Origin of the sequence: Halobacteriovorax sp. GFR8, assembly GCF_050955245.1 — a bacterium.
Classification (GTDB): Bacteria; Bdellovibrionota; Bacteriovoracia; order Bacteriovoracales; family Bacteriovoracaceae; genus Halobacteriovorax_A.
Genome location: NZ_JBPBLR010000002.1, coordinates 806581 through 826854, shown reverse-complemented (window position 1 = coordinate 826854; position 20274 = coordinate 806581). Strand labels below are relative to the sequence as shown.

23 protein-coding genes are annotated in these 20274 nt (G+C 37.2%); 10 read left to right on the top strand and 13 right to left on the bottom strand.

The features are described 5' to 3' along the window. Positions 1–97 precede the first annotated feature (97 nt). Positions 98–1045: a hypothetical protein gene (locus tag ACRXC1_RS04540; RefSeq protein WP_433656862.1), complete on the top strand. Its 948-nt coding sequence runs from the start codon at positions 98–100 to the stop codon at positions 1043–1045. On the opposite strand, the gene ACRXC1_RS04535 is transcribed toward ACRXC1_RS04540, so the two are convergent. The 3 genes from ACRXC1_RS04535 to ACRXC1_RS04525 all read right to left on the bottom strand — a co-directional run bounded on the left by ACRXC1_RS04535 (position 1042) and on the right by ACRXC1_RS04525 (position 2886). Next, positions 1042–1608: a GNAT family N-acetyltransferase gene (locus ACRXC1_RS04535; protein WP_433656860.1), complete on the bottom strand. Its 567-nt coding sequence runs from the start codon at positions 1606–1608 to the stop codon at positions 1042–1044. The two genes, ACRXC1_RS04540 and ACRXC1_RS04535, sit on opposite strands and share 4 nt — an antisense overlap. A gap of 94 nt (positions 1609–1702) precedes the next feature. Beyond that, positions 1703–2296 (bottom strand): OmpW/AlkL family protein, encoded by a 594-nt coding sequence (locus ACRXC1_RS04530; RefSeq protein WP_392907109.1) that lies wholly within the window; start codon positions 2294–2296, stop codon positions 1703–1705. A 134-nt stretch (positions 2297–2430) separates the two neighbouring features. Further along, positions 2431–2886 carry a hypothetical protein gene (locus ACRXC1_RS04525; protein WP_021266502.1) on the bottom strand — a complete coding sequence of 152 codons (456 nt, stop codon included), beginning with the start codon at positions 2884–2886 and terminating at the stop codon, positions 2431–2433. A 185-nt stretch (positions 2887–3071) separates the two neighbouring features. Between ACRXC1_RS04525 and ACRXC1_RS04520 the strand changes: the two genes are divergently transcribed. Both ACRXC1_RS04520 and ACRXC1_RS04515 read left to right on the top strand, forming a co-directional pair. After that, positions 3072–5246: an OsmC domain/YcaO domain-containing protein gene (locus ACRXC1_RS04520; RefSeq protein ID WP_433656857.1), complete on the top strand. Its 2175-nt coding sequence runs from the start codon at positions 3072–3074 to the stop codon at positions 5244–5246. A gap of 44 nt (positions 5247–5290) precedes the next feature. Further along, positions 5291–5836: a glutathione peroxidase gene (locus tag ACRXC1_RS04515; RefSeq protein ID WP_433656855.1), complete on the top strand. Its 546-nt coding sequence runs from the start codon at positions 5291–5293 to the stop codon at positions 5834–5836. 18 nt (positions 5837–5854) lie between these two features. Here ACRXC1_RS04515 and ACRXC1_RS04510 read toward each other — a convergent pair whose 3' ends face one another. The 5 genes from ACRXC1_RS04510 to ACRXC1_RS04490 form a co-directional block, all read right to left on the bottom strand. Further along, positions 5855–6598, bottom strand: a complete 744-nt coding sequence (locus ACRXC1_RS04510) for an SDR family NAD(P)-dependent oxidoreductase (RefSeq protein WP_433656853.1) — start codon at positions 6596–6598, stop codon at positions 5855–5857. Between the two features lie 66 nt (positions 6599–6664). After that, positions 6665–7384, bottom strand: coding sequence for a transglutaminase-like domain-containing protein (locus ACRXC1_RS04505; protein WP_433656851.1), 720 nt, complete (start codon positions 7382–7384; stop codon positions 6665–6667). Positions 7385–7422: 38 nt separating this feature from the next. Next, complete coding sequence (locus tag ACRXC1_RS04500; protein WP_433656849.1) at positions 7423–8109, bottom strand: helix-turn-helix domain-containing protein; 687 nt, start codon at positions 8107–8109, stop codon at positions 7423–7425. Between the two features lie 40 nt (positions 8110–8149). After that, positions 8150–9727, bottom strand: coding sequence for a methyl-accepting chemotaxis protein (locus ACRXC1_RS04495; protein ID WP_433656847.1), 1578 nt, complete (start codon positions 9725–9727; stop codon positions 8150–8152). 98 nt (positions 9728–9825) lie between these two features. After that, positions 9826–10236: a hypothetical protein gene (locus ACRXC1_RS04490; protein ID WP_433656845.1), complete on the bottom strand. Its 411-nt coding sequence runs from the start codon at positions 10234–10236 to the stop codon at positions 9826–9828. An 82-nt stretch (positions 10237–10318) separates the two neighbouring features. On the opposite strand from ACRXC1_RS04490, the gene ACRXC1_RS04485 reads away from it, so the two are divergent. From ACRXC1_RS04485 to ACRXC1_RS04475, 3 genes are read left to right on the top strand one after another with little or no spacing between them, the layout of a single operon-like run. Next, positions 10319–11209, top strand: a complete 891-nt coding sequence (locus tag ACRXC1_RS04485; RefSeq protein WP_433656843.1) for a LysR family transcriptional regulator — start codon at positions 10319–10321, stop codon at positions 11207–11209. Between the two features lie 16 nt (positions 11210–11225). Beyond that, entirely contained in the window at positions 11226–11537 is a 312-nt protein-coding gene (locus ACRXC1_RS04480; RefSeq protein ID WP_433656841.1) for an NGG1p interacting factor NIF3, read from the top strand. A gap of 8 nt (positions 11538–11545) precedes the next feature. Then, positions 11546–11893 (top strand): 4a-hydroxytetrahydrobiopterin dehydratase, encoded by a 348-nt coding sequence (locus tag ACRXC1_RS04475; protein WP_433656839.1) that lies wholly within the window; start codon positions 11546–11548, stop codon positions 11891–11893. Here ACRXC1_RS04475 and ACRXC1_RS04470 read toward each other — a convergent pair. The 3 genes from ACRXC1_RS04470 to ACRXC1_RS04460 all read right to left on the bottom strand — a co-directional run bounded on the left by ACRXC1_RS04470 (position 11879) and on the right by ACRXC1_RS04460 (position 13892). After that, complete coding sequence (locus ACRXC1_RS04470) at positions 11879–12958, bottom strand: hypothetical protein (protein ID WP_433656837.1); 1080 nt, start codon at positions 12956–12958, stop codon at positions 11879–11881. The genes ACRXC1_RS04475 and ACRXC1_RS04470 overlap by 15 nt on opposite strands. 191 nt (positions 12959–13149) lie before the next feature. Then, on the bottom strand, positions 13150–13287 hold the full coding sequence (locus ACRXC1_RS04465) for a hypothetical protein (protein ID WP_433656835.1): 138 nt from the start codon (positions 13285–13287) through the stop codon (positions 13150–13152). A gap of 17 nt (positions 13288–13304) precedes the next feature. Then, positions 13305–13892 (bottom strand): YkgJ family cysteine cluster protein, encoded by a 588-nt coding sequence (locus tag ACRXC1_RS04460; protein WP_433656833.1) that lies wholly within the window; start codon positions 13890–13892, stop codon positions 13305–13307. A gap of 164 nt (positions 13893–14056) precedes the next feature. Between ACRXC1_RS04460 and ACRXC1_RS04455 the strand changes: the two genes are divergently transcribed. Next, positions 14057–15418, top strand: coding sequence for a family 14 glycosylhydrolase (locus tag ACRXC1_RS04455; RefSeq protein WP_433656831.1), 1362 nt, complete (start codon positions 14057–14059; stop codon positions 15416–15418). Here the strand turns inward: ACRXC1_RS04455 and ACRXC1_RS04450 are convergent. Further along, entirely contained in the window at positions 15402–16721 is a 1320-nt protein-coding gene (locus ACRXC1_RS04450) for a S1 family peptidase (protein ID WP_433656829.1), read from the bottom strand. The genes ACRXC1_RS04455 and ACRXC1_RS04450 overlap by 17 nt on opposite strands. A 175-nt stretch (positions 16722–16896) precedes the next feature. Here ACRXC1_RS04450 and ACRXC1_RS04445 point away from each other — a divergent pair, with 175 nt between their 5' ends. Next, positions 16897–17547, top strand: coding sequence for a thermonuclease family protein (locus tag ACRXC1_RS04445; RefSeq protein ID WP_433656827.1), 651 nt, complete (start codon positions 16897–16899; stop codon positions 17545–17547). A 1-nt stretch (position 17548) separates the two neighbouring features. On the opposite strand, the gene ACRXC1_RS04440 is transcribed toward ACRXC1_RS04445, so the two are convergent. Next, a complete protein-coding gene (locus tag ACRXC1_RS04440; protein ID WP_433656825.1) occupies positions 17549–18481 on the bottom strand; it encodes a hypothetical protein in 933 nt (310 codons plus the stop codon). 76 nt (positions 18482–18557) lie between these two features. Between ACRXC1_RS04440 and ACRXC1_RS04435 the strand changes: the two genes are divergently transcribed. Both ACRXC1_RS04435 and ACRXC1_RS04430 read left to right on the top strand, forming a co-directional pair. Then, entirely contained in the window at positions 18558–19340 is a 783-nt protein-coding gene (locus ACRXC1_RS04435) for a BtpA/SgcQ family protein (protein WP_433656823.1), read from the top strand. Further along, positions 19340–20122, top strand: a complete 783-nt coding sequence (locus ACRXC1_RS04430) for a carbohydrate kinase family protein (RefSeq protein ID WP_433656821.1) — start codon at positions 19340–19342, stop codon at positions 20120–20122. The genes ACRXC1_RS04435 and ACRXC1_RS04430 overlap by 1 nt, the downstream gene beginning before the upstream one ends. The last annotated feature ends 152 nt before the right edge of the window (positions 20123–20274 follow it).

Genomic DNA, 20274 nt, shown 5'->3' with positions numbered 1-20274 from the left:
CCAAGGCCAGCAACGCTGGCCTTTATACGTATAAATTTTATCGACTAACTATGATAAATTTCGATATCCCCCTATAATCGCTCAAATTGGAGATATTATGAAGAAGTTGAAATCCCTAGCACTATTAGTTCTTATTGGAATTAGTGCACAAGCTCAAGCAGCGCGCCTTTGGTCATCGATCCCCTTTATAAGAGGAGCAGACCTTTGTGCTTATAAGCAGGCCTATTCTCAAACACGCTCAGAGTATATGAGCGAGATGACCGGCCTAGCATCAGAGCTTATGCAATCAGGAGCCAAAGGTAGCGAGGCCCTACAAATGCTTGTTACTTTCGATGCCTTATATGACAAGAACGTAAGGCTTGCGACTCAACATAAATATCTTGATGTAACACTTGAAAATACATTAAAGGCGTACTTTGATGGTTACTATCGCGACTTTCCAGTTGTTGATAGAAAACTCGAATTCGTCCAAATGAATAATATCCGTTATATCTTTAACTCAATCAATAATGGTCAAAGACCTGGTTGGATTCCTGACAATGCAGGAGAGCTAGTAGACTATATGGCCTATGGTTCATATTCGTTTGCACCTAATTGTCGAGGTAATATCCAAGTAACTCTCACCCTTGTCGGATCAGATGGATCGACAAAGAATTATCAGGGAATCGGACAACCTTCAGTTGTGATGTCCCAAATTGCTTCACGTATGTTCGAAGATTTTCAAAGGACACAATTTCCATCAACACTTAGAGTGAATGGGCGAAAGCTGACTATTATTGGAACTCATAATGGATCAATTGGAAGAGTAACATCACTAAGACAAGCAGAAAGGGCCTGTGACAATATGTATGCAAGACTTCCTAATGGCCAAGAGCTTGAGGCTATTGATGCTTACGGTGATTGGAATGGCGGTATTTCCATCCAACAAAATATTTGGGCACTTCGAGGTGGAAAGGTATACCACCCAGGACTAATGAATCCCTCACCTGTACGTGATCCATGGTCAGTAAATGCAAAGGTAATTAATTACTACTGTGTTCGCTAGAGTTTAAATAGTTTTTTAATTTCAGTGTCGGGTCTTAACTGCCCGGCACGGTAATCCATAACTTTCTTTCTCATCTCATTAAAGTAGTGATGAAGATGAATAAGAACACCAAATTTATCATCAATTTCCATTTTAGAAATAAGAAAGCCGGCCTTTAGTTTTGGAATGATAACACTATTATTAGTAGCACAGTGGCGAGAGTAAACCATTTGAAAGCCTTCTGCTTCTAAAATAGCGAGAGTCTTATCAAGCATGGCCCCATAAACACCATGGCGACGATATTCAGGAAGAACGGCCGAGTTACACATATAATAAGTTGTACTATTTTCTTGGAAACCCCAACTCCAGCCAATGAAATTCTCATCTTTATCGAAGGCCGCAAGACAGAGTTGGTATGGTTTGCCCATATGCTCTTTTAGCCTTTTAATATTAGCTAATTCTTCTTTAGAAAGAATATCCCAAAGAACATAACTATGGTCTTCTTCAAAGACTGCTTCTTTGTGTGCTTGATAATACTTATCAAATTCTTTGCCTTCTAGGACTCTAATTTCAAATTCCATCATAGAGAAATGATACAGGAAATATCAATGGGTGCAAATAAGTTAAGATAGATTTAAAGAGGAGGCTACGCCACATAACCTCCCCCATTTTAGAGTCTTAGAATCTGAAACCAATACCGACTCCAACAAGGAGAGGATCGATATCAACTTCAGCATTCACAACTCCTGATCCAGTATCAACTGTTGCATCTGTTTGTAAGTAAAGTTTTTTTACGTCAAAGTTTAGATACATATTTTGTGCAACCTTGATATCTGTACCAAGCTGTAATGCATATCCAAATGAATCATCGTACTTAGTTGAGGCCATGTCTCCTGGAACTTCTCCATAAAAGATTGTGTAGTTGATCCCTGCTCCTACATATGGTTTTAAAATACCAAAGTCCATATGGTACTGAGCAAGTAATGTTGGAGGTAGAAGAGAAACACTTCCAAGGCTTCCTGTTCCATTAAGATTTACGTCATGAGTTGCTGTTGCAAGAATTAACTCAACAGCAAAGTTTGGATGGAAGAAGTAAGAGAAGTCGACTTCAGGTACTGATTCGTTATTAATTGCAATATTGCCACCGATATTATCACTAACATCAGGGCTTACACCAAGCGCTCTAACACGCACCATAGCGTTCTCTTGTGCAAAAGAGAAAGAGTTAAACATTAAAAAAAATAGAATTGAAATGATTGATGTTTTTTTCACAAAAACTCCTTATGTGTTTTTTTATAATAAAAAAATAACAAAAGAGTTTTTAAAATTTTATGAGACAGATCAGAGATAAAAATAAAAATAAAAATAAAAAAAAGCCTACAAAAGTAGGCTTTCTATTTTAATACTTAGTAGTGGAATCCCCACTGTTGCATGAATGCATGATCTGAGTCATCAAACATTGGCCACCAGCCTTGAGAACCTAGCTGCTCACCTGTTTCATAATCGATTGTGTGATTAATCCAACCAGTTGGCTCTGGCCCAACAAAACGACGAAGAACAATTCTTCCATCAACAATATAATCTGAGCGGTGGTATGTTACAGTAAAAACAGAACCGTCAGCTTTTCTTCTAAAGAAACGAATAACTTCACGATCTGTTAGATTATCACCAAGGTTCCACATAAGAGTTGTGTCACCAAAGTCTTTTGCCTTATACCAATCACCAACTAGGTAATCGTGCTTCATTGTTGAAACCATCGAACGAAATTCTTGGTATTCAGTCATAAGTGTTTTTGCGTCTGGGTGGTTATAACCAAAAACAAGGCAAGGCAGCATTGCCAGCATTAGAATGATAGATTTCATTAACTTCTCCTTTAAATTGAACAAATATTTTCGCAATAAAGATCATGGAATGGCAATAACTGACAACTTAAGAAAGTTAAATTTATTGATTTTCACATACTTACAATAAGATAAATAGGAGTAATTCTTATAGGATTGAAGATCGATAGGGCCATAACATACTTATTTATGGTAGTTATAGCGCTATGCAAGTAAACGTAAAATACCTCGACAATCTAAAAATCGAAGCCAGCTTCGACGACTTTAAAATCATTTCAGACCAGCCTGTACGCTACAAAGGTGACGGCACAGCTCCTGGTCCATATGACTATTTCCTAGCATCATCAGCCATGTGTGCAGCTTACTTTGCCAAGGTGTATTGTAATGCTCGTGATATTCCAACGGAAGACATACGTATTAGTCAGCAAAATATTGTGGATCCTGATAATCGCTATAAACAGTCGTTTGTGATTCATGCAGAACTTCCTGCTTCCATCTCTGAAAAGGATAGAAAAGGGATTCTCGCCTCAATGAATCGTTGTACTGTTAAGCGTGTGATCCAAAACGAAATCGATTTTAAAATTGAAGCAAAAGAAGTTTTAGGAAATGACGTTAAGCTTGAATATGAAGTAAACGAAACGAAGACAATGATTGCAGGAAAAGATTGTTCACTCGAAGAAACAATCACTAATATGACAGATCTTCTTGCTAGTCTTGGAATAAAAATTGAAATCGCCTCTTGGCGTAATCAAGTCCCTCACGTCTGGTCAGTTCATATTCGAGATGCCGACTCTCCAATGTGTTTTACAAATGGAAAAGGGGCAACGAAGGATGCGGCCCTAGCTTCTGCTCTTGGTGAATACCTTGAACGTATTAGCACGAACTACTTCTATAGTGACTACTATCTTGGTGAAGAAATCTCTAATGCAGACTTTGTTCACTACCCTAATGAAAAGTGGTTTGAGATTCCAGAAGATGACTCACTACCACAGGGCCTAATGGATGATACATTACTGTCGGCCTATGATAATGATGGTGAGCTTTGCGCTTCTCACCTAGTTGATACTAACTCAGGAAACTTCGATCGTGGAGTTTGCGCTCTTCCTTATGAGCGTCAATCCGATGGTGAAACGGTTTACATTCCAGCAAACCTTATTGCTAACCTATTTGTTAGTAATGGGATGAGTGCAGGAAACACAAAGTACGAAGCTCGTGTTCAGTGCCTTTCTGAAATCTTTGAAAGGGCCGTAAAGAAACAAATTATCGTCGATGAAATTACTCTCCCGGATGTACCAAAATCTGTTCTTGAGAAGTACCCAACGATTATGGAAGGGATTGCCAAACTTGAAGAAGCTGGTTTTCCAATTGTCATTAAAGATGCTTCTCTTGGTGGAAGATTTCCAGTTATGTGTGTGACTCTAATGAACCCAAGAAATGGTGGAGTCTTTGCTTCTTTTGGGGCCCACCCTCGTTTTGAAGTAGCACTTGAGAGATCATTAACAGAACTTCTACAAGGAAGAAGTTTTGAAGGAATGAATGATACATTCCCACCAACATTTAACGAGTTTGCAATTCGCGAAGACAATAATATTGTTGATCATTTTATTGACTCTACAGGTGTTATCTCGTGGAAATTCTTTGGGGCCAAGCCACAATATGAATTCAATGAGTGGAACTTCTCAGGAACAACTGAGGAAGAATATAACTACTTAATGGACATTCTTAAACAACTTGAAAAAGAGGTTTATATTGCTGACTACAATGAACTGGGAGCAGCTGCATGCCGAATTCTAGTTCCAAATTATTCTGAAATCTATCAACCAGAAGATTTGATTTGGGATAATCATAATCAAGCACTCGACTACCGAGAAGCCATCTTAAATCTCCATGCACTTGATGAAGAAGACCTATCTGAACTCGTTGGCCAGCTAGAGGAAAGCTCTCTGGATAACTACATGCCAGTATCAGAGCTTATCGGTGTGGCCTTTGATGAAAGTACGGTATGGGGACAACTCGTGATTGGAGAACTTAAGGCCCTGACTTATCTTGCATTAAAGCAATTTGAAGATGCTAAAGAGCTTGTTGATATGCTTGGAACATTCAATGACAATACAATCGAAAGAAGGCGCTTTTATCAGGTTCTCAATATTGCCCTAGACATTGAGCTTGGTGAAGATCTTGAGATGGCAGATTACATTGATAGCTTAACTCGTATGTATGGTAGCGAATTAATGGAGCGAGTAACTAAGACAATTACTGGAGAGAATCGTTTTGATGGCCTTACGCCAACAGGAATGAATCTTGAAGGAATTGATAAACATTTGAAGTTAATTGAAAGTTATAAAAAGCTTCAATTAGCACGCCACAACTTTCTAAAATAAATCTTTATGGTAACCTCTTTAAAAAACTTTAGGAGGTTACCTATATGAGTACAAATCTAAATTCAATTCAATTTAAAGATGGAAAAGGTCTAACAAAGACAATTACAGATTTTGATGCTAAGGCATATCTGATTGTAAATGTCGCTTCAAAGTGTGGGCTTACTCCTCAATATGAAGGACTACAGAAATTATATTCTGAATACAAGGATAAAGGACTTGAGATCCTTGCATTTCCTGCAAATGAATTTCTTGGTCAAGAGCCTGGCAGCAATGAAGAAATCCAACAATTCTGTTCAATGGAATACAATGTTACGTTTCCAGTTAATGAAAAAATTGTTGTTAAAGGAGAGGGCCAACACCCACTTTATAAAGCACTTACTGAAATGAAAAAAGAAGCAGTAAGAAACGACAAACCTGACTTTGAGCAACTTTTAATTAGTAAGGGACTTATTTCAGGTCAGCCTCATGACATTCATTGGAATTTTGAAAAGTTTCTTCTAAATCAAAATGGAAAAATTATTGAAAGATTCTTTCCAGATATCTCTCCAACAGATGAAAAAATTACGTCAAAAATAGAAGACCTGCTTTAAAAGCAGGTCTTCTTTATTTTATTTTGTAGTGTAACCACCATCAATAATATAGTGACTTCCATTAATAAATGAAGAATTATCACTTGCTAAAAAAACTGCTAAGTTAGCTACTTCAACAGGCTGACCAAGACGACCAATTGGATGAAGCCCCTTTAATCCTTCATACGCTTCACTTGAAAGCGAATCTTTAACAAGCGGAGTTTCAATAAAGCCTGGACAAATTGCATTGATGCGAACACCTTGCGCAGCATATTCAGCTCCTGCAACTTTTGTTAAACCAACAACACCGTGTTTTGCCGCAACATAAGCACTTGCAGTTTCAAAGCCTACTGTTCCAAGCATTGATGCCATATTGATTATAGAGCCACCATTCTTTAACATATGAGGAATTTCTTCTTTCATGCAATAGAAGACACTGTTTAAATTAACCTCAATAACTCTTTGCCAGTCCGTAATTTCAACATCACCAGCAATTGCAGCTTTTCCAGAAATTCCAGCATTGTTTACAGCAATATCAAGTTTTCCAAATTTTTCGATCGTAAAATCAACCATCTCTTTAACTTTATTAAGATCAGTTACATCAATTTGAAATGCTAATGCATTTTCACCTAATTCATTAGCAAGAGAGCTTGCTTGATCTATGTTAAAGTCAGCGACAATAACTTTTGCACCTTCTTCAACAAATTTCCTTACAATTCCTTCACCGATACCTGAAGCACCACCTGTGATAATTGCGACTTTATTATACAATTGATTACTCATAAAGACTCCTTTCCACATATTCTACTCTGATAAGAATTGAGTTCAAGGCATCGGTTAACTAGTGAACTAAAGTTTACAAGAATTTAACAAAACATTCTTTTGTTCAGAACGAATTTGATTAACATTCTTATTCATCAAGAAACGAATAAAGTATTTGTAGAAAAACTTTTTAATACCCTTTGGATTTGTTCCATATTTTTCATAGAACTCGTCCGGTGTTTCATAGATGCCTAAATCTCTGACAATTCCTTCTTTTTGAATATAAGTTGAATTTCCCCCTTTCCATTCAACTTCGGGATTTTGTAAATCCTTACATGCGACCCCATAACCACAAAAAGAGCGAACATTTTTCCCGGCAATTTTTTGAATAGCCTTAAGATAGTCACTATCGAGGATAAAGCCTTCGAGATTAAACCACTTCCCTTGATAATTCACTTCAACCCAGCTGTGAAGAATCTCACGAGGGGCAATCCAATAAAAGATTCCGGTGATGGCCCCATATTGTAACTTCTTATCAATTGTAAAACCGTGAAGCCTATTTTCAATCCCACAAGCAGTTAATAGACTCATTAGCAGCGTCGCCTTTGTGTTACATTGGCCATATCCATCACGTAAGACCTCGGAAGCAGTTATATCATCACTAGAATTATAGCCAAAATTTATCTCATCTCTAACATAGCGATAGCAAGCTCCGATGATTTGCGATTCATCTTGAGAAAACTCAAGAATATCATTTTTTAATGCAATTATATCCGGGTGCTCAAGATCAAGTAATTTTGATTTCATATATTCTCCTTAAGAAGATAATACGAAAATTTGTTATTCTATTCTTGTATAAACTGGCTATTTTTAAAAACTTCCTTTGGTGACAGGCCAAAGCTTTGTTTAAAAAACTTTGAAAAGTGAGCAGAGTCACTAAAGCCAGCTGCGATAGCGATATCCGTAATACTTCTTCCCTCCACTTGAACTTCCACGGCTCTTTTTAACTTTTGCCAAAGGATATACTTTCTAAATGTAACCCCTACTTCATCTTTGAATAAGTGGAGAAGCCGACTTTCTGAAAGAGCTAGTTTTGCGGCCAAATCTTTGAGTTTTATTTCATCAAGGCTTTCATAGGATTTAATCATTTGAAATAATTTAACTATTCTTTGATCCATTTCTTTATCAGATAATAATCCCAGTGCCTTTAGGAATTTCTCAACACTATTGTGATTGATATCACTAAGCTTTAATTCTCTATGATCAATAAGCTTAGGATCCAACGTGAAACTAGCTTCATCATCAATGAGAATATTTAGATTGTGGCACCTTTCACTTAGAAAGCGATGCTTTTTAAGTGAAGGAAGGTAGACGGCCATGTTTTCGAATACGCCATCTTCTGTCTCATATTTTAATGGGCATGAATCGAGAGAGATAGAAATCTGTTGAGCAATATGAGAGTGAAACTCTACATTTAAGGATTCTGATTCAATTACAGTGAAATAGTCGAAGAGATAAATTTTACGATTCATGGCCCTATTATAAGGGCCATTCGAACCAATTACTAGCTTGTTATGCTGCGATTTTTTCTAATTTTTCAACAGCGGTCTTAATTTGTTCACTCTTTTTAACAAGATCTTCAACCTCACGAGCAGAAGTCTCTTGTGAACTCTTTAATTGCCACTGAGACTCATTAAGAGTGTTAATCGATGTATTTACATCTGCAATACCATTTTCTTGCTCTGAAAGTGCACCAAGAATTTCATTACACATGCTAGAAGACTCCATTGATTGACCTACTAGCTCTTCAAGAGCATCACGACAATCAGACATGAGTCTCTGTCCTTCAAGCAAATCCTTTTCTGTTACCTGCACAAGGTTTTCAACAGTCTTAGTAGTCATATCAGTTAACTCTTTTACTCGACGTGTTGACTCTTCGATGATTGTAGCAATTTCAATGGCGGACTCACCGCTAACTTTAGCAAGCCCTCCAATTTCTTCGGCCACAACACTGAAGCCCTTACCGTGCTCTCCAGCTCTCGCTGCTTCAACAGAGGCATTGAAAGAGAGAAGCTTTGTTTGGAAAACGATATCACTAATGACTTCAGTCTTTTCCTGTATATCATTAATTGTGTTTGAAATATCATTTAGCTGAACACTATTGTCACGAATAACTTGAATCACTTCTTCATTATCTTTTTTAATAATATCAAATGATTGAACTAATCTTAAGATTTTCTCTTTAGATTCATTTGAGATATTTGCAGTATGTTTAGCAAGGCCACTTGAGCGATCAGCATTATCTCTTGTAGAGTCAACCATTGACTTGATCTCTGTAATAGCAGCAGCTACATTATCTACTGAATCAGTCTGTTTACTTGAAACATCGAGAATCTGTCTAGAACTCGAGTTGATATTATTAGCAATGCGCTCTAGCTCAACATATTCAGTCTTCAGGTTTCTAATAACGTTTTTAATTGGCGAAATAAAGTTTGCATACATTGAGTGGGCATTCCACAAAGACAGGCCCAGTGCAATAGCAACACAAATCATAAGTCCAACAAGAGTACTCTTTTTAGCTTCAAAGACAGCAACCTTTACATCATCAATATAGACTCCTGTTCCGATAACCCATCCCCAGGGAGCAAAATACTTGATATAAGAAGTCTTTTCAATCACATCACCTTCTTTCTTTCGAGCGCGATAATATGTTAAAGGCCCTTCTCCTTTTTCAAGTCCAATCTTTAAGAATTCTTTATAGAGATAAGTTCCCTTTCCATCTTGGTACTTGGCCATATTATTTCCCACTTTATATGGATCAGCACCATGGGCAACAACATTTAAATCTTTATCACTCACAAAGAAGTAATTCTTACCATCGTAACGAAGGGCCTGTAGTAAGTTTTTTGCATGTAGCTTTGCTTCTTGCTCTGTAATCTTTCCAGCTTGTGATTCATCATAAAGATACTTCACCATGCTATAAGCATTGTGAATCGCGACCTTTACACTTTCATTCTTACCATTTCGGGCGGTAGAATTAATCGATGGAAGAGTCACAGCAAATAGCAAGACAACAAAGACTGCTGAAGACAAAATTGAATAAACTGACGCAGAAAAGAAGTATTTGATTCTCTCTTTTAAACTAACCATTAGTTTTCCTCCTAAATACCTCTTACTCCTCGTCAGTTTATAAAACTAATTAATGAACCAAACTCAATTATTTTTATGATATTGGTCAGGGTTTACTTTTAAAATGAGCGGCAGTTTTCAAATACGACTAATTCCTCATCATATACTAATAACTCTACTCGACCACCCTCAATTACAACTCTTCCAATTTCTAACTCACCTCTATTTGTACTAGTATATATATGGGCCGTTGATGAATCATAAAACTCGATCCTGCCTTTTGCTAATACTTGTGTACCGAAAGGTGGCCATCCACATCTTCCTCCAGAAGGCATAGATAATTCTTCAGTGAAGCTAAATTGATCATTCTTGAAAAAGAAATTGTAAAATGACGGCCAACATCCCACATCTGCAGCAGAGCTCTTGCAAATAAGATTCGTAGGTGCCTCTTGAGCATAGGCCATCGTTCCAAATGTTGTTCCTAAAGAAATCAGGAAAACCAGTTTTAACATCAATAATTTCATATACATATAATCCTCCCTTACTGATGAAGACAATATACAAAAGCAAATCATTGATTAAAAGTGAATATTAATATATCTTTGGTAACCAATGGATACCAATAAAGTCAGACATTTTAAATCGATTGTCCAAACCGAAAATATGAGAGAAGCAGCTCAGCTTCTGGGGATCTCTCATGCAGGACTTTCAAAATCAATCAAAAGCTTGGAGAAGGAGCTTGGTGTTGATCTCATAACCAAAGACGGGCGCGGTATAAAAATCACACAGGCAGGATTACGTATTGCTCAGGAAATTGATCGACTATTACTTGAAGAAGAAAGGCTATTACACTTGGCCAATCAAGAACAAATTAAAGTTGAGACACTTTGTCGAATTGGTACATTCGAAGTTTTCTCCACTTACTTGGCGCCAGATATCATGAATCAACTTGGTGATGATATTCAAGTTGAGCTACGAGAGTTAACACCTGGTAAGATTGAAGAAGGTATTTTAAATGGCAGTGTGGATTATGGACTAACTTATATACCTGTTCCACATCATCAGCTCGATCATTTAAAAATTGGTCATGTGCAAATGGGACTCTATGGGACCTCAAGCTTCATCAAGAAGTATATAAAAGATGAGATAAATTTTGAGTTACTCCCCTTTGTGGCACCCCTTACTTCTGTTACAGATACCCCCACAAGGGCGCAGGGACTTGATGGTTGGCCAGATGGAAGAATCAAAAGGTTTATTAAATATAAAGTAAGCTTACTTGAAAGTGCTTTATCTATCTCACGTGCAAGTTTAGCAGTTGGATACTTCCCAACCTTTTTAGTCGACCTTCATAATAAAAATATTAAAAGAGAGTTTAAACTTCAAGAAATAAATATTTCTAAACTTGATTCACCTAAGCAACCAATATATCTTGTTAAGAGAAAAGAGGATCAAGAAAATAGAATAACAAAAGTACTAGGTAAAATACTTAGAAAGTTAGCATAAAATCTTGTGAGGAAGAATGAAGAAATTAGTTTTCTTTGTACCAAAAGAAAATGCCGAAGTTGTAAAGAATGCGGTCTTTGATGCAGGCGCTGGGACAATTGGTAATTACGATCGCTGCTCGTTTGAAGTGGAGGGTGTGGGACAATTTAGACCCAACGAAGAAGCAACACCACATATTGGCACAGAAGGCGAAATTGAAAGAGTTGCTGAGCTAAAAATCGAAACAATATGTCCTGATGACAAAATAGATGATGTCCTCAAGGCCCTACGAATGGCCCATCCATACGAAGAACCTGCGATAGATTTGTACGAATTATTAAACTTCTAGGAGCAAGTATGACATCCCTTAATGAGAAAACATGTATTCCATGCCAAGGAGGAGTTCCTCCCCTACCAATGGATGAGAAACTTCAATTAAAGGAACAACTTGATCCTCGATGGAGCTTCTCTAATGACAAGAAAAGACTCAGTCTTGAACTTGCATGTGATAAATTTAATCAACCGATGGCCATAGCAAATGAAATTGCAAAGATTGCAGACGAACAATGGCATCACCCTGATCTCTTCATTAGCTTTGGTAAATTAAAAGTTGATCTTTGGACACATAAAATTGATGACCTCGTCGAAAGCGACTTTATTTTTGCCAGCAAAATTGATCAAATTTTAAAATCACATAAGCTTTAATGCCAAATTATAAACAAATGGTATAACTTCTATTGCAATAAGGATGATAATAATGATCTCCATTAAGTGGCTTTTGCGATTATTTACTTCGGCCATATACATCTGAGAAACATCAAGAAGGTTCTTAAGTTTCTGATCAACTAGTGATTGCCACTGCTCTACTTGTAAACGCTTTAAGCAGATTCGAAATAAACGAGCATAGTAGATATCTCCGATAACTTTTACAGAATTCTCAATTCGATCAACTAGCTCACTTGTCTCAAAATACATCTGACCGGCATCTTTAGCGAGAACAGACACTTTACTAAAAATTGAAGGGTTCTTTTCGACAACTTGTCGATAAAGCCCAGATAATTTCTTATCAAGAAGATCATCAAAATAGCGAAGTTCAAGAAGCTGAATATTTGCAAACTCAATAACATCACAAATATCATGCCCATCAACTTCAGAGTAGACAAAGGCATTATCCCAATCGATGGCCACAAGATCGTCAGGTCCATAGCTAATGGTACAATCAATAACAGGTGCTAACATTGCAGGACTTAACTTTACATTCTTTTCCATGGCCAATAATTGGTAAACGAAAGAGTCTTCCAGCCAGTAATCCTTATTATGATACTTAGGAGAAGTGACAAATATACTATATTCTTCACTTTGCTCCCATATTTTAGGTTTTACTAGTGAGTCTCCTAACGACTCGACAAAGAAGCTTATTCTTTCACGGCAAAAGTTCTCAACAGAGTCTCCCTGTGACCAATTCTCAACCCACTTAATTAATTCTTTCTTGTCGACAAAGAATGGACATTCAATATCAACAGAAAAGGAAAGAGCACCATAACTCCACAATTTTGCAGTGACGGTAACTTTTAGGTTTTCTATCGAATGCTCTCCTAAAAAGACCACTAATGGAGGATCCTGAAAGAGCATGTTCTTAGAAGGCCTATTAAGGCTAAACTTTTTAAGAACAGTAAGGCTTTTTAGTTTCTCATAGGCCCTATCTAGTAATACCTCATGAGCAATATCAAAAATTCGATAAACCTTAAGGACACCCATCTTCTTATTCATAAATCACCGATACCAAGCTTAAGAAAAAAAGTGAAATAACACATTTAAACTGTCCACTTCCATTCTTGGCCATTTTTTAAAATTCATTAACCCCAACAGGGATATTAATATTATCAACCTTGTCCTGATTAGAACGAGGGCCAATCCTGCGCCTTCTATTATCTCACGATTTTTAGGGATGCCATAATTTTTTAAATAGTTTTTACACTTACTTCCTTGAACTTTTTATCAAATTTTTGTTGAACAAGCTCAACAAGCTCTTTCTTCTTTTTATCTCTGACAGTGTAAATACGTCCTAGATCCATTAGGGCCATCATTAAGCACTTCATTCATAAAATAAAAGAGACTAAGAATCTTCATTAAAACCATAAGTGTGGCCTAGCCACACTTTCTTTAGGGCCTCATACAGAGCTTCATTAATGTGCATTAACCTAGCATCTGAACTTTGCCCTAAAAGATAGATTTGCTTAGCAAAATCTCCAATAACAGGAGCTTTCTCTGGATCAAGATTCTTAATTTCATCAGGATAGGTTTCCTTTAAACGCTTACACACGCTCATAGTCTTAGCACCATTCTTATCGCGATAAGCAGCGACTCCAAAAGAGCGACAAACAGCAGGTCTTGTTAAATAATTCATACAATAACCTTTAGCTCCATCTTCAGAGTTACGATGATAGAAAACGCAAGTTTTTGAAGGAGTCCCTTCAAGCTCTTCTAATAACTCTTCAACTCTTTCAATTCCTTCGTCATTTAGTATACGGAATGCACTTGGAAGCATTTCTGATGTTGATGCCGAAATTTCCTGACTCAAGCAACATGCTCCGCAACCACTGAGACAAGGAAGTCCCATATTTAATTGATAGCCTGAAAAAGTCTTTGCAGACTTTTCAAAGATAGATTCGATATGCTTTGAGATCTCTTTATTTAAACTCATAAAAACCTACAACACGTAAAAACCGAAGGCCATTCTATTCATAAAATTTTAATTGGCAATAAAATTCGATAAACAAAAACAACCAAATAAATTTAAGCACTTAGCTTTTGGTAATTTATACAAAACAACTACTCTAGATAAATTTTCTAGAGTATAAAGCATCTATGAAAATATTAATCGCTACCCTACTTCTAAGTTTCACAACCTATGCAAAAGTCTTTAATGTAATGGCCCCACTTCTAGTTGGTGACCCTAATAATTTAAATTCTGATTTTTCAAAATACCAACTTGAAGACTTTAAAAGACAGCTTCATGAAATTAAGGCCCTTGGTGCAACTGGTGTAAGCACAGATATCTGGTGGGGACTTATAGAAAAGAAGGATAACCAATTTGACTGGCACTACTATCAGGTCTTAAGCGACTTAATTATTCAAGCAGGCCTTAAGTGGGTTCCAATTCTTTCATTTCACCAGTGTGGTGGAAACGTAGGAGACACTTGTAACGTTCCTATTCCAAACTGGCTTTGGGCCAAGTATGGACATGACGCCATGTCTAAGTCAGAGCAAGGTAATTACTCAAAAGAGTTTTTATCTGTATGGACTACTCAGCAGGCCCTTGGTGAATTCTACGATGTTATGCACTCGTTTAATTATCACTTTGGTCACAAGATGAATCAAATTTATGAAATCAATATAAGCCTTGGCCCGGCCGGAGAACTCCGCTATCCGTCATACAACTCTCATGATAATGGAGCAGGTTACCCAACAAGAGGAGCAATTCAAGCTTACTCAAGGCCTGCCATTGAAAGTTTTCAAGATGCTGTTAGATCGAAGTACAAGACTGTGCAAAGTTTAAATCAAGCATGGGGTTTTGGGCTTCAAAACTTCGCTCAAGTATTTCCGCCGAATCCAAACTTCTTCTTTTCTAATAATGAGCAATACACTCAATACGGAAAAGACTTTTATCAGTGGTATTCCAATAGTTTGAAACAGCATGGAAAGCGAATTCTTTCTGCCGCCATCGATGTCTTTAGAATGCACACACATATTCAACTTGGTTTTAAAGTGCCCGGTATACACTGGCGAGTTGCCCCAGGAGGAGATCGTCTAGCAGAACTAAATGCAGGACTTATCTCTACTGACAACGATATTTTTAGTGATCAAACTGGTCACGGTTATAATCGAATCATTGGCCTTGTTAACGAATTAAAGGCAGAAAAGAATTTTTATAATATAAATTTTCATTTTACTTGTTTAGAGATGGATAATTATGATGGTCCAGTTCATGCTCAAAGCTATGCTAAGGCACTAGTTTTTTGGGTTGCCCAAGAAGCAAATCGCCAAGGTGTTAGAATACTAGGAGAAAATGCACTTGCAGGAACTCTGTATTCACAAAGAGCATGGGATAACATCGCCGATGCCGTCTACTTTGGAAATTATGATGGTGTTACATTCCTGAGAATGGGGACAATTCTAAGTAGTGGACTAGCAAGAGATAACTTCTATCGTCTTACTCATCCAAACTGACTTTCTTAAGAAGAAAGTCAGTTCGACCTTCCAAGGCTTCATAATTTTCTTTTGAAAGCTTTCCACCAAAAAGAGAAAGTTGCCTTACACTATCTCCAAGTTTGAAGTCTTCATAGGCGTTATTAAGGTAAATAACATTTGAATTTACCCCTAAGACCATTTGATCACGTCTTGTTATTCTCATGGACTGATCAATTGAAATCTTTTCTAAGTTTTTAAAGTATCTTAAGAAATAATAATTCCCAACAATAGACCACTTTCCTTGTATAAACTCGGCCTTACTACTTGGCCTTTCAGAATAAGAAGTTTGCGAAGAGAACCATTCATTCATTGATTCGCATTTAAAATTCCCAATTACACGAGAAGCATAGGTATAGAGCCCTTGCCAACGAGTAATGCTTAAAGATTTTAAATTATCACATTCCAAAGAAAGTGAGTTTTCACTTTCATTTTGTGAAAACTGAAATGGGTTATATTCAATATCAGAAGGACTATATTCAACCTTATTAATGACACTTTCTATCCATGCTTTATAATCCGGTAAGAATGTATACATGCCTTTTCCTGATGAACAATCGAGATCCTCGACTCCATCAAATGCAGCTTTTGCGTAACCTTGGGTTGCACCAATTAAGTATGCTTGGTTATCAATTGTAATTGTAGCTGGGCCCCCCGAGTCTCCACGGCATGCTCCATTTGCATCTTCATAGAGAAGTATTGAACGCTCTAAAAGATTACGCCTAATTGCTGTAGCTGTAACTTCAACTTTTTTAGGCTTACCTACAACACCATTTACATCTTGACCGAAGCCTATAAGCTTAACTTTCTTATTTAGAACTTCATTACTTTCTGATGCCTCAAGAATTTCAATAACCTCAGCACTTTCCGGAGCGGCCTCTTCTAACTCTAAAATCGCAATATCAAAATTGTGACCAAAGTCCCCTCTTATTCTCTCCAAATTATGCATATCTAGTAATGCGTCCTGTGCTAAGTACGCTTCTTTAATATTAATAAATTTAGGTCCCTCAGAAACAAAGGCCACCTGCATATTTTTATAAGAGTTACCAATTAAGCAATGTGCCGCCGTTATGATATGACGTTGTGAAATAAGGCTTCCTGTGCAAAATGACTTATCAAGATCATTTTCTTTAGTAATGGCCACTGTATATTTCAGTTCTTTAGCTTGATGAGAGAGCTCCTCTCCACCAATAATAGCACTTGATTGTAATTTAACTTTCAAGGATCTTTCAGAACAAGAAATGAGTGATAATAATAGGACAATAAATAATGGGGTTTTTCTCATGCTAAGAATGTAGCAAAAGAGAAGAGTCACATGTGAAACTTTGCCTAATTCGGATAGTAATTATATGTAAAAACCTTAATCAGCACTAGTTATTTCAAATAGTTAGCTATTTAAAGAGATAAGTAAATCTTATCCGGCCCCTATTCATAACCACTTTATTTTACTACAAAGCACTATGAGAAAAATAAAACTTCTAATCCTAGCACTAATTCAATTATCAATCTTTGCCATCTCATTTGAGGGAAAAGTTCTGTATATTCACGATGGTGATACCATGACAATTTATAGTGACTTTCTGGGTAAGAAGAAAAATATCCGCATGCTTGGGATTGATACTCCAGAGGTCGACTTCAATGGAAATACTCAAGGACAGATATCTCTTGATGCCAGAGACTACCTTAGAAATCTTGTTCCAATTGGAAGTACAGTTGTCATTGACTTAGGAAGAGATGGAGACCTAAATACACGCCGTCTACTTGGTACAGTTTTATACCAAGGCCAGGATATAAATTTAGAAATGCTAAAATCAGGATTAGCAGTACCTTACTTTATTGAGCCTTTTGATAAAGACATTATGTATGAATATATGGCCGTTTCTGAAAAAGTTTTTCTTGAAGAAATTGGAGTTTACGGACTTAACGTACAGCTACCATATGAATTTCGTATGAGTGTTCAAAATCGTATCGGCACAAATTATGTCGGGGATTTAAAGACAAAAATTCTTTACTCACCTGAAGATGGTCACATGGTACCGCCTTACCGTAGGCTTTTCATCCGATCTTTTGAGAGGGCAAAACAATTAGGTTACAAGCTATTTTCGAAATAAGTTATTCACATACGTGTCTAACAATTTCACTTACACCGTCACCTGATTCAACTTCTGTTGTGTAAATAAATTCATTGTCTTTTGGCCCGTATGCAATGGCCTCTTGTTGAAAGAGCTTCTTAGTCGTCACAATTCTAAAATCACTCTTTGCCTCTAACTTCCTTGCATTGAACTCTTTTAAAGAGTTAAACTCAATATTAAATTCAAAAACAGCTCCATAAGTTAGAACAAGAAGTGTTTTACCATCTTTAGAGATATCCATTGCTGTCGCAATTCTTCCCCAAAGATTATAATTATAAAGATGATAAGGAAGATCAATTGTAGCAACTTCCTCTAATTCGGCCTTTTCATTTTTTTCGATAGCTTTAGCAACTTTCTTTTGGCCTAACTTAAAAAGCTTTGCAGGCATAGCACGACGATTTTCTTCATCCACAATCTTCGTTAAAATATAAATATCTCCACTTGGGTGAACAACCATACTCTCCGCATCGTACTTTTCTTTATTTGGATAAACGAGACGTAAAACAAACTCAGGATCAATTTCAGTTGTCTCCTCTTTTAACTTCATCTCATCGATTGCAATAATTGAGAGAAATTTTCTCTTTTTACGATTATCTCCAATATCTGCAATATAGACACACTTAAGCTCACCACATGGGCCTAGTGACATATCTTCCATATCGTATGGTTTAAAGTTATTAACCTTTACTTTCTTTGTATTTTTTCCTGAAGTCGTCGTCCAAAATATTTCTGGACCAGAACCAGAATCATTTAAGTTATACATACGATCGTCATGAATTTGAGAGATTGCAATCCCAGATGTCTCATTTAAAACTGAAGTATCAAGACTTCCAATGACCTGCGGACCAGACCATTTCTGACAAATAGCAAAAGTTGAAATTGACACTAGAGTAAGTGTAATTAGACGTAACATAGTTCCCCCAAATTGTTGCTGGACTATTAAATCACTCGTCGTTTACTATGACAATACACATGCATGGAGAGATTAAATGCTAGACTTTAAGGCAAAACCAATAATTGCAGTTATTTATCTACGCCCACTACTTGGCTACTCGAGTCATCCAGGAATTAATCAGGTCATTGATTACGCTCTTGAAGACCTTGAGGTTCTAAGAAAGTGCGGAGTCGATGCGGCCCTCTTGGAAAATGAGCACGACAGGCCTTATACAATAGAGGCCTCTAAAGAAGTTATTGCAAGTATGAGCGTTGTTGCCAATATGGTCCAAAGGCAAGCAGGCAACTACCCAATTGGTTCAGAGTTTTTAATCAATGACCCAGAGGCTTCCCTTGCAATCGCAAAAGCCGGTGGCAATTCTTTTATCCGTACTGATTACTTTGTTGATCGCATGGCACGTGAGGAATATGGAGGAGAAATGAAAATTGACCCTCAAGGCTTACTCAATTATCGAAGTAAAATTGCAGCAGACGAGATTCAACTTTTAACAGATATTCAGGTTAAGTACGCAACGATGTTAGAGGAGAAAACCCTCGCCCAATCTGCTCGCGAAGCTTACGAGTTTAAAAGTGCTGCTGCCGTCGTTTCAGGGCGTGAGACAGGAATTGCACCAAGTGTTTCTGATATAATGGAAGCAAAAGAAGGCGCTCCAGAGCTTCCAATAATTATTGGCTCAGGACTTTCTCATCATAATTTAGATGAACTCTATCCTGCTCTTGATGGCGCTATCGTTGGAAGTGCACTTATGACAGACACTCGTATGGATTATGAAAAGATTGCACCATTTATGGATAACGTAAGAAGGCTTAGACAATAATGTACACCTTCATTGGAGATGCTGGCTTTGATGATTATACATCCGTACACGAAAGACATCTTGGGGGATGTTCTTTAAATGTGGCCACGCATTTTATGCGCAATTCAAATTCAAAAGCAGCTCTAATCTATCCTGCAGCAAGTGATGGCCAAGCAATTATCAACCATTGTCTTAAAGAAGGAATTCAGGCCATACCACTTCTTCGAAAGGGAAAGACTCCGATTCAATTTATCGAAACCTTAGAAGGTGGCGAAAAGAATTTCACTGAATACAAAAGTGGTGTCCTTGAAAACTTTAAATTCACCAAAGAAGAGCTTCAATTAATTAAAGAGCTTGAAGGTCATATCGTCTGTCCTCTCTATACACAGATCCTTCCATTCGTAGACCAACTTATTGAAGCAAAACCTAGAGCAAAATTTGTCTTTGATTTTCATGATGCTCAAGGGTTTACAATAGAAAAATATTTGAGAGAAGCAGAGTTGGCACTATTTGGACTAACCCCAAGTCATGACCTTGAATTTTATCTTAGGGATTTTGTAAAAGCACATAAAACATCAGTACTCATCACAAGAGGTGCCGGTGAAATTTCTTTCTATAATAAGCATGAATCGATTAGCTATACTCCTCAACCGGTTGATGTCGTAGTCGACTCCACTGGAGCTGGCGATGCATTCCTTGGCGCATACCTCGCCCACAACAACCTCGAAAAAGCCTCCCATTACGCAAAAACAATCTTATCAGTTAGGGGCGCGGGTACCAATCGAGATTACGAAGACTTATAATTCAAAATTCGCGTAATCTGACCTCTTATGCACATTTCATGGTCTACTTCCCGTAAATTCATCCCTTTGATGGACTACTTACATGTAAATCACACGCATTTGCCTATATGCTATTAATTTTTCACCACCAACTATTGGAATTCTCGATTGGT